17 protein-coding genes and 1 tRNA gene are annotated in these 12,986 nt (G+C 63.1%); 10 read left to right on the top strand and 8 right to left on the bottom strand.

The genetic code is table 11. The annotated features are described in order from the left end of the window. Positions 1–80 precede the first annotated feature (80 nt). Entirely contained in the window at positions 81–1,493 is a 1,413-nt protein-coding gene (locus tag AC1RRE_RS06710) for an MFS transporter (protein ID WP_492980336.1), read from the top strand. Here AC1RRE_RS06710 and AC1RRE_RS06705 read toward each other — a convergent pair. Next, positions 1,476–1,850: an HPF/RaiA family ribosome-associated protein gene (locus AC1RRE_RS06705; protein ID WP_492980335.1), complete on the bottom strand. Its 375-nt coding sequence runs from the start codon at positions 1,848–1,850 to the stop codon at positions 1,476–1,478. The two genes, AC1RRE_RS06710 and AC1RRE_RS06705, sit on opposite strands and share 18 nt — an antisense overlap. A gap of 2 nt (positions 1,851–1,852) precedes the next feature. After that, the gene (locus AC1RRE_RS06700) at positions 1,853–2,062 is read right to left on the bottom strand and encodes a hypothetical protein (protein ID WP_492980334.1); all 210 of its coding nucleotides are present in this window, start codon (positions 2,060–2,062) and stop codon (positions 1,853–1,855) included. A 171-nt stretch (positions 2,063–2,233) separates the two neighbouring features. On the opposite strand from AC1RRE_RS06700, the gene AC1RRE_RS06695 reads away from it, so the two are divergent. Then, complete coding sequence (locus AC1RRE_RS06695) at positions 2,234–2,422, top strand: CsbD family protein (protein WP_492980333.1); 189 nt, start codon at positions 2,234–2,236, stop codon at positions 2,420–2,422. 79 nt (positions 2,423–2,501) lie between these two features. Here AC1RRE_RS06695 and AC1RRE_RS06690 read toward each other — a convergent pair. Next, positions 2,502–2,588, bottom strand: a tRNA-Leu gene (locus AC1RRE_RS06690). A 170-nt stretch (positions 2,589–2,758) separates the two neighbouring features. On the opposite strand from AC1RRE_RS06690, the gene AC1RRE_RS06685 reads away from it, so the two are divergent. The 3 genes from AC1RRE_RS06685 to AC1RRE_RS06675 are packed head-to-tail and all read left to right on the top strand — an operon-like array spanning position 2,759 to position 4,365. Beyond that, positions 2,759–3,340, top strand: coding sequence for a YqaA family protein (locus tag AC1RRE_RS06685; protein WP_492980332.1), 582 nt, complete (start codon positions 2,759–2,761; stop codon positions 3,338–3,340). Positions 3,341–3,343: 3 nt separating this feature from the next. Beyond that, positions 3,344–3,823: a disulfide bond formation protein B gene (locus AC1RRE_RS06680; protein ID WP_492980331.1), complete on the top strand. Its 480-nt coding sequence runs from the start codon at positions 3,344–3,346 to the stop codon at positions 3,821–3,823. Then, positions 3,823–4,365 carry a demethoxyubiquinone hydroxylase family protein gene (locus tag AC1RRE_RS06675; RefSeq protein ID WP_492981334.1) on the top strand — a complete coding sequence of 181 codons (543 nt, stop codon included), beginning with the start codon at positions 3,823–3,825 and terminating at the stop codon, positions 4,363–4,365. The genes AC1RRE_RS06680 and AC1RRE_RS06675 overlap by 1 nt, the downstream gene beginning before the upstream one ends. A gap of 13 nt (positions 4,366–4,378) precedes the next feature. Here AC1RRE_RS06675 and AC1RRE_RS06670 read toward each other — a convergent pair whose 3' ends face one another. The 3 genes from AC1RRE_RS06670 to AC1RRE_RS06660 all read right to left on the bottom strand — a co-directional run bounded on the left by AC1RRE_RS06670 (position 4,379) and on the right by AC1RRE_RS06660 (position 6,438). Beyond that, positions 4,379–4,924, bottom strand: coding sequence for an HNH endonuclease (locus AC1RRE_RS06670; protein ID WP_492980330.1), 546 nt, complete (start codon positions 4,922–4,924; stop codon positions 4,379–4,381). A 111-nt stretch (positions 4,925–5,035) separates the two neighbouring features. Beyond that, the gene (locus tag AC1RRE_RS06665) at positions 5,036–5,746 is read right to left on the bottom strand and encodes an alpha/beta hydrolase (RefSeq protein WP_492980329.1); all 711 of its coding nucleotides are present in this window, start codon (positions 5,744–5,746) and stop codon (positions 5,036–5,038) included. Further along, positions 5,743–6,438 (bottom strand): DNA-3-methyladenine glycosylase family protein, encoded by a 696-nt coding sequence (locus AC1RRE_RS06660; protein ID WP_492980328.1) that lies wholly within the window; start codon positions 6,436–6,438, stop codon positions 5,743–5,745. Before AC1RRE_RS06660 ends, AC1RRE_RS06665 begins: the two co-directional genes overlap by 4 nt. A 26-nt stretch (positions 6,439–6,464) precedes the next feature. Here AC1RRE_RS06660 and gluQRS point away from each other — a divergent pair, with 26 nt between their 5' ends. Beyond that, positions 6,465–7,343, top strand: a complete 879-nt coding sequence (gene gluQRS, locus AC1RRE_RS06655; protein WP_492980327.1) for a tRNA glutamyl-Q(34) synthetase GluQRS — start codon at positions 6,465–6,467, stop codon at positions 7,341–7,343. A gap of 60 nt (positions 7,344–7,403) precedes the next feature. On the opposite strand, the gene AC1RRE_RS06650 is transcribed toward gluQRS, so the two are convergent. Then, positions 7,404–7,931, bottom strand: coding sequence for an acyloxyacyl hydrolase (locus AC1RRE_RS06650; protein ID WP_492980326.1), 528 nt, complete (start codon positions 7,929–7,931; stop codon positions 7,404–7,406). Between the two features lie 168 nt (positions 7,932–8,099). On the opposite strand from AC1RRE_RS06650, the gene AC1RRE_RS06645 reads away from it, so the two are divergent. From AC1RRE_RS06645 to AC1RRE_RS06630, 4 genes are all read left to right on the top strand, one after another. Beyond that, positions 8,100–8,798: a TIGR02117 family protein gene (locus AC1RRE_RS06645; protein ID WP_492980325.1), complete on the top strand. Its 699-nt coding sequence runs from the start codon at positions 8,100–8,102 to the stop codon at positions 8,796–8,798. 184 nt (positions 8,799–8,982) lie between these two features. Continuing rightward, positions 8,983–9,987, top strand: coding sequence for a type I glyceraldehyde-3-phosphate dehydrogenase (gene gap, locus AC1RRE_RS06640; RefSeq protein ID WP_492980324.1), 1,005 nt, complete (start codon positions 8,983–8,985; stop codon positions 9,985–9,987). Positions 9,988–10,000: 13 nt separating this feature from the next. Beyond that, positions 10,001–11,209 (top strand): phosphoglycerate kinase, encoded by a 1,209-nt coding sequence (locus AC1RRE_RS06635; protein WP_492980323.1) that lies wholly within the window; start codon positions 10,001–10,003, stop codon positions 11,207–11,209. A gap of 88 nt (positions 11,210–11,297) precedes the next feature. After that, a complete protein-coding gene (locus AC1RRE_RS06630; protein ID WP_492980322.1) occupies positions 11,298–12,329 on the top strand; it encodes a class I fructose-bisphosphate aldolase in 1,032 nt (343 codons plus the stop codon). Positions 12,330–12,418: 89 nt separating this feature from the next. Here the strand turns inward: AC1RRE_RS06630 and AC1RRE_RS06625 are convergent, their stop codons facing one another. Further along, the gene (locus tag AC1RRE_RS06625) at positions 12,419–12,922 is read right to left on the bottom strand and encodes an Hsp20 family protein (RefSeq protein WP_492980321.1); all 504 of its coding nucleotides are present in this window, start codon (positions 12,920–12,922) and stop codon (positions 12,419–12,421) included. Positions 12,923–12,986: the final 64 nt, after the last annotated feature.

The following is a 12,986-nucleotide window of genomic DNA, read 5'->3' as shown; positions in this document are numbered from 1 at the left end:
AAGCATAACTATTTTGTCCGGAATGGCAAGAGGACTGAATCCCGGCCGAAAACCGCGCCGTCCCTGCGGAAGCATCAGGCATGATCATTCTGCGCACGGATATCCCCTGCCGTCTGGATAACCTGCGCTGGGGACGTTTCCACACCCTGGTGGTCGTGGCGCTGGGCATCACCTGGATTCTGGACGGACTGGAGGTCACGCTGGCCGGCGCTATGGCCGGTGCCCTGAAGGAAAGCCCAAGCCTGGCCTTCAGCAATCTGGAAATCGGCCTGGCCAGCAGCGCCTATCTGGCCGGTGCCGTGCTGGGGGCTCTGTTCTTCGGCTGGCTGACCGACCGGCTGGGCCGTCGCAAACTCTTCTTCATCACGCTGGCGCTGTACGGTCTGGCGACAGCGGGCACGGCCCTCTCATGGGATATATGGAGCTTCGCGCTGTTCCGGTTCCTCACCGGCGGCGGCATTGGCGGCGAATACACCGCCATCAACTCCACGATCCAGGAATTGATCCCCGCCCGCTATCGCGGCTGGAGCGACCTCACCATCAACGGCACCTTTTGGGTTGGTGCAGCGCTCGGCGCCAGCGGCACCCTGGTGCTGCTGGATACGGCGTATTTCGGACCTGACTGGGGCTGGCGCATCTGCTTCCTGATCGGCGCGGTTCTTACGCTGCCCATCCTCGCCATGCGCCTGTGGCTGCCGGAAAGTCCACGCTGGCTGATCATCCATGGCCACCACGTCGAAGCGGAAGCGATTGTCAGGGACATTGAGGCAAAAGCCGAAGCGATCCCGACGGCAGAAGTGAGGCACATCAACATCCGGCAGCGCGACCATGTGAGCCTGCGCGAACTGGCCGATATCCTGTTCCGCCAGCATCGCCAACGGGCACTGGTCGGCCTCTGCCTGATGGCGGCGCAGGCCTTTTTCTATAACGCGATCTTCTTCACCTATGCCCTGGTGCTGACGGACTTCTATGCCGTGCCCTCGGCCGATGTCGGCTGGTATATCCTGCCCTTCGCAGTAGGCAATGTACTGGGGCCGCTGCTACTCGGCCGCCTGTTCGACAGCGTGGGGCGCCGCCCCATGATCGCCGGCACCTTCATCATCTCCGCGCTGCTGCTGGCGCTCAGCGGCTGGCTGTTCCAGCAGGACCTGCTGACCAGCCGGACCCAGACCATGGCCTGGACGGTGATCTTCTTCTTCGCCTCTGCCGCCGCCAGCTCGGCCTATCTCACGGTGAGTGAAACCTTCCCGCTGGAAATCCGCGCGCTGGCGATTGCGATCTTCTACGCGATCGGCACCGGACTCGGCGGCGTTGCCGCTCCGGCGCTGTTCGGCGCGCTGATCGAGACCGGCTCTCGCAACAGCGTCTTCGCCGGCTACCTGTTGGGCGCAGGCCTGATGCTGGTCGCCGGCATCGTGCAGGCGATCTGGGGGACGGCCGCGGAGCGCAAGGCGCTGGAAGGCGTGGCGCGACCGCTAAGTGCCGTCGATTAGGCTATTGTCGGTCTGGGCCTTCACGGTGCTTTTCTGCACGGCCGCCGTTTCACGCAGCTGACGTTCAATGCTGCCGAACACATGCGTGATGATGGCGCTCTGGTCATTCTTAGCGTCACGGCGGGTCTCGCTGTCCTTGGCAATAATCAGCGGGCGACCGCCCACTTCCACCTCAACTGACAATGCCAGCGGTGGCTTGGCGCCGCCAGCACTGCGATGGGGGATTTCCGCCACCACGCGGCAACCGATGATGTTGGAATGAAACTGCTCCAGCCGGTTGAGGCGATCCAAGATGGCATTTTCCAGAGCCGGAGAACTGTCCATGTTGCGAAATACGATCTGCGGTGCGCGCTCCATGCTTAGCGATCCTGCTGGTAACCCTGATTATGCGTATTCTGCCTGATGTTGCCCTGCTGACCGACCTCGGAATGATCCTTCGCCGCCTGAGCTTTCTCCTGCTGCGCCATATCATCCGCGCGACGGCGGCGACGCAGACGCGAGTGATCGGTATCGGCAGACGTCGGGTCTTTCACCGATTGTGGTTTTCCCGGTTTGGCTTGCTGTCCCATGGCGCTCTCCTTTGCCTGTTATCAGGACAACCCGCAAAGAAAAGCAGAGTTCCAAAAACGGGATCGCAGAAAACAGCGGATAAGCCTTTATCTGCTGCGACAATCTGACCGGAACGTGCGGGGTGCGAGACCGTTGGTTAAAGGTTACCACAGCACAGACAGGAGAGCATCATGGACAAGGATCGCATCGAAGGCACGGCCAAGCAGGTCAAGGGCGCCATCAAGGAAGGCGCCGGCAAACTGACCGGCGACGCTAAGCTGCAGACCGAGGGCAAGGTCGATAAGGTCGAAGGCAAGATTCAGAATGCCGTGGGCGGCGCTAAGGATGCACTGCGCGACGCTAACAAGCCGCGGCACTGACTCCACTGACTGAATGCGAAAAAGCCGGACACCCGAAAGGGTGCCCGGCTTTTTTCATGATCGACTGCGCGGATGAAGGTGGTGCCCCAGGCCGGACTTGAACCAGCACACCCTTGCGGATAACAGATTTTGAGTCTGTCGCGTCTACCAATTTCACCACTGGGGCCCGGCAGTCGGCGGCCGGATATTACCGGAGGCGCGGCCCGAATCAACCACCGGCCCGCACGTAAAAATCCCCGAAAACATATCTTTGTCACGCAGTTGCGACCGGACGGCGCATGGACAAGGTGCGATGGCTCCGGCATACACGTAGCCCGTTCGGGAGAAATCCAAGCCGTGTTCCGCAGCCTTTACGACTGGACCATGCGTCAGGCCGCCCGCCCGCGGGCCGACCGCGCGCTTGCCGTGGTGTCCTTCCTGGAAAGCTCGGTCTTTCCGATCCCGCCCGATGTGATGCTGATCCCGATGTGCTTGGCCAACCGCCAGCGCGCTTTCTACTACGCTTTCGTTTGCACGGCCGCCTCGGTGATCGGCGGCCTGTTCGGCTATGCCATCGGCTATTTCCTGATCGAGACCGCCGGCCGCTGGATCATCGACCTCTACGGCTATGGCGAGAAATGGCATGCCTTCGAAGCCGCCTATGACGAATGGGGCGTCTGGATCATCCTGATCAAGGGGTTGACGCCGATCCCCTACAAAATCGTCACCATCGCCAGCGGTGCCGCACATTTCAGCTTGGGCGTCTTTGTGATCGCCTCCATCGTCACCCGCGGCGTGCGCTTCTTCGTTCTGGCCGGCCTGTTGCGTGCCTATGGCGCCCCCATTCAGGCCTTCATCGAGAAGCGGCTGGCTATCCTGGGCTGGATATTCCTCATCGCCCTGATTGGCGGCTTCGTTGCCGTGCGCTATGTCTTCTGAACCATGATCGATAGCCTGCTAAAGCCCAATCGCTCCGGCCTGCTGGTCGCCCTGGCCCCTGCCGGCACGCTGGCGCTGGTGCTGATTGCGCAATACGGCTTCGGCCTGCCGCCCTGCGAGATGTGCCACTGGCAACGCTGGCCGCATATCGCGGCCGTGGTCTTCGGTCTGGCCGCGTTCGCACTACCGCGCTGGCGCGTGCAACTCCTGTCCTTGGCTGCCCTGAGCTTTGTCATCACCGGCGGCATCGGGGCGTTCCATGCCGGCGTCGAATGGAAATGGTGGCAGGGCCTGACCAGTTGCAGCACCACGTCCAGCGCCACCACGCTGGAAGACCTGCGCGCGCAATTGATGGCCACGCCGGTCGTGCGCTGCGACGAGGCAGCCATCCGCGTGCTTGGCCTGTCGATGGCCGGCTGGAATGCGCTGTGGTCGGCAGCGCTGGCCGTCTTCGCCCTGCTGGCTGCCAGGAGGGCTGCGTGATGCAGAAGCGCCGTCTCGCCGGTGATCCTAATCCGCGTCAGCTGCTGGCACGCATCCTGCGCGTCGATCATGCCGGCGAATACGGCGCCAAGCGCATCTACGACGGCCAGCTGGCCGTACTGAAGAAATCTCCCGCAGCGCCCACCATCCGCCACATGGCCGAGCAGGAGCAGGCGCATCTAGATGCCTTCGACCGCCTGCTGCCCAGGCATCGCGTGCGCCCCACCCTGCTGTCGCCATTGTGGCATGTCGGCGGCTTCGCACTTGGCGCCGCCACGGCAATGTTGGGCGAAAAGGCTGCCATGGCCTGCACCGAAGCGGTGGAGGAAGTGATCGACTCCCATTATGCCAAACAGGTCGAAGCGCTGGGCGAGGCCGAACCCGAACTGCGCGAAACGATCGAGAAATTCCGCGCCGACGAGGTGAACCACCGCGACACCGCGCGCGCCGAGGGCGCGGCGGAAGCACCAGGCTACACGCTGCTGTCGAAGGGCATCAAGGCGATCACCCGCGGTGCCATCTGGCTGTCCGAACGCGTTTAAACAGCGAGCGCCGTTACGGCTCCAGCTCGCTGTCCCAGTAAAGAAAATCGCGCCAGCTATCGTGCAGGAAATTGGGCGGGAAACCCCGCCCGTTACGCTGCAGTTCTTGCACGGTCGGCATATGCGGACGCATGCGCGGATGCATATGGCAGTCGTCGGGCATGCGGCCGCCCTTGGCCAGATTGCAGGGCGCGCAGGCCGCCACCACATTGTCCCAGCGCGTCAGGCCGCCGCGCGAGCGCGGGACCACGTGATCGAAGGTGAGCTCATGTCGGCTGCCGCAGTACTGGCAGGAGAAGCGGTCGCGCAGGAACAGGTTGAACCGGGTGAAAGCGGGGCGACGCGCCGGAGCGATGTAGCGCTTGAGCGCCACCACGCTGGGCAGGCGCATGCTGAAACTGGGAGAGCGGATTTCCTGTTCGTATTCCGACAGAATGGTGACGCGGTCCATGCAGACCGCTTTGACCACTTCCTGCCACGGCCAGACCGACAGCGGGAAATATGAGAGCGGCTGGTAATCCGCATTCAAAACCAACGCTGGACAACTCTCTGGGGTCATCGTCTCCCTCAGGTCCGTACGCCGAATGTCATTACCATATGCGGGGTTACCGCATCATGACAACCACCTTATTTTGTAAGCTCGCAGGCTTATCCACATGGGACACACCGATTACCTAGCCCCGGAAAAGCTTTCGGCGAGGAAGCGGCCGCCCAGGTCGAGGCCATGGCCGTCGATGCCATGGCCCAGACCAGGGCTGACATGGAAACGGGCCGGACAGCCGGCGTCATTCAGCGCCTTCAGGGCCGCATGCATGGCCTCCATCGGCACGACCTCGTCAGCATCGCCATGAATCAGCAGGATCGGCGGTCGGCCACGAATCTGCTTCTCCAGTCCTACGCCGCCCAGCAATGCGCCGGAATAACCCAGGATCGCTGCAGGCACCGGATCGCGGCGCAGGCCCACATGCAGCGCCATCATGGTGCCCTGGCTGAACCCGACCAGCGCCAGATCGGCAGGCTTCAGATTGTGCCGCTTCAGTTCGGCATCCAGGAACTGCTCCAGTGCCGGCGCAGCCTGTTCAGCCGCCTTCTGCATAGTGGCGTAGATTCCGGCCGTGTACTGGGGATCGCGACGCAGCAGATTAGGATCGTAGGAGTCGAGCGCGAACCACTGCCGGCCGCCCATCATGCCCGGTGGAAAACCCGGGATCATCGCCGGCGCATGCGGTGCGGCAAAAGCAACGTCGGGCAGCAGGCCGCTCCATTGCTTGCCCAGTTCGATCAGGTCGTTGCCATCGGCGCCATAGCCATGGATCAGCACGACAAGCTTACGGGCCGGGCCTTTGGCGGCAGGCAGTCGGGGGCCGTCAATCGTGGTCATGGCGGAGCCTTTGCATTGACATGGTCTGTAGTGAGGCGATTGCGCGCGACGGCATAATAGCGCCAGAGCAGGCGTGCGGCGACGCCGCGGTGTGGCCGCCAGTTTTCCGCCATCCGATCCATCTTCTTCACGTCCGGCCGCGTCTTCAGGCCGAAGACCTGCTTCACCGCTTCCTGCAGCGCCACGTCATGCGCGGGCCAGATATCCTCGCGATCCAACGCGAACATCAGGAAAATTTCCGCTGTCCAGCGGCCAATGCCCTTAACCTCGATCAGCATCGCCATCGCGGCATGATCGTCGAGTTTCGGCAACAACTCGAAGTCGATGGCTTTGCTTTTCGCCGCCAGCGCCATGTTGCGGACATAGCGCACCTTTGGGCCGCTGAGGCCGCAGGCCCGCAGGCGCGCCTCGCTCAGCTTCAGCACACGCTCGGCGCTGAACACGCCATTGGCACGGCCCTGCACGACGGCCTCCAGCCGGCCCCAGACGGTGTTGGCGGCGGCGACCGAAATCTGCTGTTCGATCACAATACGGCACAGGGTGGCGAAATCGGCGGGGCGGCGACGGTCGGTGATGAAGCCGACCATGGCATGCACATCCGCGAGCTTCGGCTCGCGGGCGCAAAGCTGCGCCAGTGCCTGCTTGGTGCGCTTGCGGTTATCGGCCTTTGCGGCGGGGAGAGGCTTTGCCATAAGCTGCCTGTGGAGAGAATCGCTGCATGCAGTCTGACATCGTTACGCGTTGCGCGCCAAGCCCGACCGGGTACCTGCATCTGGGCCATGCCTATGCGGCCGGAATCGCCTTCCTGCGTGCGCGACAGATGGGCGGACGCTTCCTGCTGCGCATCGAGGATATCGACGGTACACGGTGCCGGCCCGAATTCACCGATGCGATCCTGCAGGACCTGTCCTGGCTCGGCCTGCGCTGGGGACAGCCAGTGCGCCGCCAATCACAGCATTTTGACGATTATGCACGCGCGCTGGATCAACTGCGGATGCGTGACTTGCTTTATCCTTGCTTCTGCACGCGCAAACAGATCCAGGCCGAGATCAATGCGGCCGGCCAGGCGCCTCATGGCTTTGAAGGCGCGGTCTATCCCGGCACCTGCCGGCATCTGTCCGCGGCCGAACGTGAGACCCGCATGGCGGCCGGCGAGGCCTATGCCCTGCGGCTGGACATGCATGCTGCTTGCCGGCATGCCGGGCGCTGGCCCCTGACCTGGCGGGACGAAACCGCTGGCGAACAGTCAGTAACGCCGGAACTGCTGATCGGCGGTTTTGGCGATGTGGTGTTGGCACGCAAGGAAACCCCGGCCAGCTATCATCTTTGCGTCAGCCATGACGACGCGCTGCAGGGCATTACGCTGGTCACGCGCGGCGACGACCTGTTCGCAGCCACGCATCTGCACCGGTTGTTGCAGGCGCTGTTCGGCTGGCCAGTGCCGGCCTATGCCCATCATCCATTGCTGCACGATCAGAGCGGCGAACGGTTGGCCAAGCGAAAGAATGCCCCTAGCCTGCGCGAGATGCGCGACAGCGGCCTGAGCCCCGCTGCGGTCTGGCGACAGGCTGGTCTGGAGCCAGCTGCGTTTTCCTGAAACGAAAAAGGGCGCGCCGTGATGGCGCGCCCCGATCTTGCCCAGACGATGCTGGTGGGGTTACTTTACGCCACCCAACGGCAGTGAATAGGTAATGAAGGCCGTCTCGGTGCCGGGATTGCGCTCATAGATGCTGGCATTGGACATATGGCTGATGCCGATACCGAGCCGCGAGCGATTGTCGAAACGATAGCTCAGTTCCAGCTGCGACTTGAATTCGATGGCGCCGCCCAAATCCTTGCCGTCATCGCCCTTGTGATAGGCGCCCGGTGCGAAACTCGGCGTCAGCACCCAGCGGCGGCCGAGATAGATATCCACCAGAACGCCGGCATAACCGTAGAGAGCACCGTCACTGGTGCCCATCACGCCGATGAGCGGCTTGAAGATCCAGAACTTCTCACCATGGCGGTATTCGACGCGACCCTCGAAGGCGTCATGGTCATCATGAACATCGTGGTAGCCCGCGGTGAAGGTGACAAAGGATGGATCGCCGCTGCCCTCGCCGGCCTGAACCGCAGGCGCAGAAACCATCATCAGCGCAGCCGCAAAAACGCCTGCCGCGAGCTGCAAGCACACAGAATGACGCATAATCCTCATCCCCCGTCTGGCCGGCCGGATTGATCCGGACCTGGCGAAATTACCCTCTTCCGCAAGCATATTAGCCAGAGAATCATCGCATCGCCAAGGGGTTATCAATTCTCGGCACCTTGCTTGACACGTTGAATTCTCGCCACATTTCCCAGGCAAAAGACTTCCATGCGTTTTCTTCGCCGCCTTGCCGCCGTCTTCAGCATCGCCGTCCTGGCTGTGCCCGCCTTCTATGCCCTGGCTGCGCTGGGACTGGGGTTGCTGCCGGCACCGTATCGCGATGCCCTCCCCGACCAGCCAAAGGTGCCGGTCTACTTGGTATCCAACGGCTGGCATGTCTGGGTTGCACTGCCGGTCCATCAGGAGGGCGCCGACTGGAGCAGCTGGCTGGCTGGCAATCAGGGGCCCGCTGCCAGCGGCACTGCCGGTCAGATAGAAGCCCGGGATTATGTGGCCTTCGGCTGGGGCGACCGGGATTTCTACCTGAACACCCGCCGGCCGGTCGATTTCCGGCCTGACCTTGCCGCCGCTGCCCTGCTGGGCCGGGGACCGGCCGCCATGCATGTCATGCGCATCGACCAGCCCGATATCGAATCTCACCGGGTGCGCCGCCTGGACGTCGATTCGCTGCAGTATCATGCCCTGGTCGCCTATATCCGGGCCGGCTTCAGCCCGGGGCCGGACGGCCGCCCCCGCCAGATTCCCGAGGCCGGATTCGGCGCGGAGGATGCCTTTTACGAGGCCATCGGCCGCTACAGCCCTTTCCGCACCTGCAACGAGTGGATCGGAGCCGGTTTACGCGCCGCCGGACTGCCCACAGGCTGGTGGACTCCACTGCCCTTCGGGCTGATGTGGAGCCGGTCTTGACATCAAACTGTCACACTTCTGAACAACACCCGATTTTGCTGAATTCGGATGGGTTTTTGCCCCGTGATCAAGCCGTGCTCGCCTTGCGACTCAGCTTCAAAAACGGTAAACCCGGCCCCGAAAAAAGAGCGGTCGCGGGCACCCCGCCCGCCCCTCGTCACGCCATCCCACGGAGATCAGGAAAATGACGGTTCGGGTTGCGATTAACGGTTTCGGCCGCATCGGCCGCAATGTGCTGCGCGCCATCATCGAAAGCGGCCGCACGGATATCGAAGTTGTCGGCATCAACGATCTGGGCCCGGTGGAAACCAACGCCCATCTGTTCCGCTATGACAGCGTGCATGGCCGCTTCAATGGCAAGGTTGAGACCAAGGCCGATGGCATCGATGTTGGCCGTGGCTTCATGAAGGTCACTGCCGAGCGCGATCCGGCCAAGCTGCCCTGGAAGGAGCTGAAGGTCGACATCGCGCTGGAATGCACCGGCATCTTCACCGACAAGGAGAAGGCCGCGCTGCACCTGACCGCCGGCGCCCGCAAGGTGCTGGTCTCCGCGCCTGCCACCAATGCCGACCTCACCGTCGTTTATGGCGTGAACCACGACCAGCTGAAGCCCGAGCACACCATCGTCTCGAACGCGTCCTGCACCACCAACTGCCTGGCGCCTGTCGCCTTCGTCCTCGATGCCGCCGTCGGCATCGAGAAGGGCTACATGACCACGATCCATGCCTATACCGGCGACCAGCCGACGCTGGATACCATGCACAAGGATCTCTATCGCGGACGCGCCGCGGCGCTGTCGATGATCCCGACCACCACCGGTGCCGCCAAGGCCGTCGGCCTGGTGCTGCCGTCGCTGAAGGGCAAGCTGGACGGTTCGTCCATCCGCGTCCCGACCCCGAACGTGTCGCTGGTCGACTTCAAGTTCATCTCGAAGAAGAACACCACGGTCGAAGAGATCAACGACGCCATCAAGAAGGCTGCCGCCGGCAAGCTGAAAGGTATCCTCGACACCAACGACCAGCCGCTGGTCTCCAGCGACTTCAACCATAACCCAGCCAGCTCGACCTTCGACCTGAAGCAGACCACGGTCATGGAAGGCAATCTGGTGCGCGTGGTGTCGTGGTACGACAACGAGTGGGGCTTCTCCAACCGCATGTCCGATACTGCGGTGGCGATGGCCAAGCTCTAAGCGGCCGCTGAGCATGCCGGAGTTCCGCACTCTCGATGACGTCAACGTAGCCGGCAAGACCGTGCTGGTCCGCGTCGATCTGAACGTCCCGATGAAGGACGGCAAGATCACCGACGACCTGCGCATCAGCCGCATCCTGCCCACCCTGCATGAACTGTCGCGCAAGGGTGCCAAGGTTGTCGTGCTGTCGCATTTCGGTCGGCCTGACGGCAAGCCCGTGCCGGAGATGTCGCTCAAGCCGGTGGCGGCTGCGCTCGCCACTGCACTGGGTTCCTCCATCGCCTTCGCCGAAGACTGCGTCGGCGACAAGGCCAAGGACGCCATCGCCAAATTGAAGCCCGGCGGCGTCGTGCTGCTGGAGAACACCCGCTTCCATGCGGGCGAAGAGAAGAATGACGGCGCCCTGGCCAAACAGATGGCCAGCCTGGGCGATATCTATGTCAACGACGCCTTCTCCTGCGCCCATCGCGCCCATGTCTCGACCGAGGCTCTGGCGCATCTGCTGCCGGCTTATGCCGGCCGCAACATGGAAGTGGAGCTCAAGCATCTGCAGGCCGCCCTTGAGCAACCGGAGAAGCCTGTTGCCGCCGTGATCGGCGGCGCCAAGGTTTCGACCAAGCTGGAACTGCTGGGCAACCTGCTGGGCAAGGTCGACAAAATTATCATCGGCGGCGGCATGGCGAACACCTTCCTGTTCGCCCAGGGCCGTGAGGTGGGCAAGAGCCTGTGCGAGAAGAACCTCGCCGATACCGCCCGCGACATCCTGCGCGATGCCGTGACGCGGGGCTGCGCCATCATCCTGCCCGATGACGTGGTCGTCGCCCGCGAGTTCCGCCCCGGCGCTCCCAGCAAGGTGGTGCCGGCCGAGCGCGTGCCGGAAGACCAGATGATCCTCGACATCGGCCCGGTGGCCGCGGCTCGCCTCGGCACCATCCTGGCGGATTGCAAAACACTGGTCTGGAATGGCCCCCTGGGCGCCTTCGAGACACCGCCCTTCGATGCCGGCACGGTCACCGTGGCGCGCACGGCAGCGGCGCTGACGGCCTCTGGCCGCCTGCTGAGCGTGGCTGGTGGCGGCGATACCGTTGCGGCCCTGCGCCATGGCGGGGTTGCGGAAGAGTTTTCCTATGTTTCCACCGCTGGCGGCGCCTTCCTGGAATGGCTGGAAGGCAAGCCGCTGCCGGGCGTGGCCGCCCTGTCGGCCACGGTAGCCGCCAAATGATCGCATGATAAAATCCGGCCCCGAGAAACAGGGGGCCGGATTTTTCGTTTAAACGACCTCGAATTCTGACGTATCGGGAGCTGACACAATGAACCTCAAGGAACTCAACAAGATCGCCGTTGGTATGGTCGCGCCGGGCAAGGGCATCCTCGCCGCCGACGAAAGCACCAGCACGATCGAAAAGCGCCTCTCCAGCATCAACGTGCCGTCGACGGAGGAGAACCGCCGCGACTATCGCGAGATGCTGTTCACCGCCGCCGAGTCCGAAAAGTACATCTCGGGCGTCATCCTGTATGACGAGACGCTGCGCCAGAAGGCCAAGGATGGCACGCCCCTCGTAGACATCCTCAATAAGCGTGGCATCATTCCCGGCATCAAGGTCGACAAGGGTGTACAGACGCTGGTCGGCAGCGCCGACGAGAAGATCACCGAAGGTCTCGATGGCCTGAGCAAGCGCATGGCCGAGTACCACCAGCTTGGCGCCCGCTTCGCCAAGTGGCGCGCGGTGCTCAACATCGCCAACGGCAAGCCGAGCCGTCAGGCCCTGGTCGCCAATGCCGAGGCGCTGGCGCGCTATGCCGGCATCTGCCAGGCCAACAACATCGTGCCGATCGTCGAGCCGGAAATCCTGATGGACGGCGACCATGATCTGGCCACCAGCTTCGCTGCCACGGAGCGTACGCTACAAACCGTGTTCGAATACCTCGCTATCCACAACGTGCAGCTGGAAGGAATCATCCTGAAGCCAGGCATGGTGATCCAGGGCGAACAGTGCAAGAAGGTCGCCAGCATCGACGAAGTCGCCGATGCCACCGTGCAGGTGCTGAAGCGCTGCGTGCCGTCGGCCGTGCCGGGCATCGCCTTCCTGTCGGGTGGCCAGTCGGATGAGCTGGCCTCGGCGCATCTGGGCGCCATGAACGCGCGTCACCCGAACCTGCCCTGGGCCCTGACTTTCTCCTATGGCCGCGCCCTGCAGGCCTTCCCGCTCAAGCTCTGGGGCGGCAAGGCCGCCAACGTGGCGAACGCGCAGAAGGGCTATCTGCATCGCGCCCGCCTGAACGGCCTGGCCGCACTGGGCAAGTACGAAGCCAAGCTGGAGCAGGACTTCAAGGCCGCGTAAGCGACCTTTTGCATCCATCACATGACGACGGCCCCGGTATCGCTACCGGGGCCGTTTTCATTTCAGGCTATTGCTGTGAGGCAGCCCAGTTACGCAGCCTTGGGCTGCGCTTCGATCACCGTGCCGCCCACGGTGCCGCCAATGGTGCCGCTCTGGGCGGCCGTGTTGATCTGAATCTGGCGCGGCTTCTTGGCTTCAGGCACCTCGCGCTTCAGCGCGACATGCAGCAGGCCGTCCTTCAGCTCGGCGCCGATCACCTTCACGGTATCGGCCAACTCGAAGCGGCGCTCGAAGGCACGGCGCGCGATGCCGCGATGCAGATAGGAAACCTGCTCTGCATCAGCGGACGACTGCTCGGCCGCCTTGCCGGTGACGATCAGGCTGTTTTCCTTCACCGTGACATCAAGCTCGGCGTCGCTGAAGCCGGCCACCGCCATGGTGAGGCGATAGGCGTCTTCGCCACGCTTCTCAATGTTGTACGGGGGATAGCTGGTGGCCGCCTCGTCGACGCGATTGGCCAGCTCGAACAGCCGGTTCACATGATCGAAACCGACGCTGGAACGCAGCAGGGGGGAAAGATCGAAAGCACGCATGAGTCATCCTCCTTCAAGCGATGAGTCGTTTGCGCGGCCCGCCATGAAAGGCAGGAGGCATTCC

The organism is Ferrovibrio sp. GW821-FHT12D07 (assembly GCF_058807275.1).
This window is presented reverse-complemented; position numbering and strand designations above follow the sequence as displayed.

Bases quoted from the DNA above. Each gene is read 5' to 3' on its own strand.
- AC1RRE_RS06660 (WP_492980328.1), bottom strand. From the start codon at position 6,438: ATGGCAAAGCCTCTCCCCGCCGCAAAGGCCGATAACCGCAAGCGCACC.
- AC1RRE_RS06670 (WP_492980330.1), bottom strand. From the start codon at position 4,924: ATGACCCCAGAGAGTTGTCCAGCGTTGGTTTTGAATGCGGATTACCAG.
- AC1RRE_RS06680 (WP_492980331.1), top strand. From the start codon at position 3,344: ATGATCGATAGCCTGCTAAAGCCCAATCGCTCCGGCCTGCTGGTCGCC.
- AC1RRE_RS06630 (WP_492980322.1), top strand. From the start codon at position 11,298: ATGAACCTCAAGGAACTCAACAAGATCGCCGTTGGTATGGTCGCGCCG.
- gap (WP_492980324.1), top strand. From the start codon at position 8,983: ATGACGGTTCGGGTTGCGATTAACGGTTTCGGCCGCATCGGCCGCAAT.
- AC1RRE_RS06695 (WP_492980333.1), top strand. From the start codon at position 2,234: ATGGACAAGGATCGCATCGAAGGCACGGCCAAGCAGGTCAAGGGCGCC.
- AC1RRE_RS06635 (WP_492980323.1), top strand. From the start codon at position 10,001: ATGCCGGAGTTCCGCACTCTCGATGACGTCAACGTAGCCGGCAAGACC.
- AC1RRE_RS06705 (WP_492980335.1), bottom strand. From the start codon at position 1,850: ATGGAGCGCGCACCGCAGATCGTATTTCGCAACATGGACAGTTCTCCG.
- AC1RRE_RS06710 (WP_492980336.1), top strand. From the start codon at position 81: ATGATCATTCTGCGCACGGATATCCCCTGCCGTCTGGATAACCTGCGC.
- AC1RRE_RS06700 (WP_492980334.1), bottom strand. From the start codon at position 2,062: ATGGGACAGCAAGCCAAACCGGGAAAACCACAATCGGTGAAAGACCCG.
- gluQRS (WP_492980327.1), top strand. From the start codon at position 6,465: ATGCAGTCTGACATCGTTACGCGTTGCGCGCCAAGCCCGACCGGGTAC.
- AC1RRE_RS06645 (WP_492980325.1), top strand. From the start codon at position 8,100: ATGCGTTTTCTTCGCCGCCTTGCCGCCGTCTTCAGCATCGCCGTCCTG.
- AC1RRE_RS06625 (WP_492980321.1), bottom strand. From the start codon at position 12,922: ATGCGTGCTTTCGATCTTTCCCCCCTGCTGCGTTCCAGCGTCGGTTTC.
- AC1RRE_RS06665 (WP_492980329.1), bottom strand. From the start codon at position 5,746: ATGACCACGATTGACGGCCCCCGACTGCCTGCCGCCAAAGGCCCGGCC.
- AC1RRE_RS06675 (WP_492981334.1), top strand. From the start codon at position 3,823: ATGCAGAAGCGCCGTCTCGCCGGTGATCCTAATCCGCGTCAGCTGCTG.
- AC1RRE_RS06650 (WP_492980326.1), bottom strand. From the start codon at position 7,931: ATGCGTCATTCTGTGTGCTTGCAGCTCGCGGCAGGCGTTTTTGCGGCT.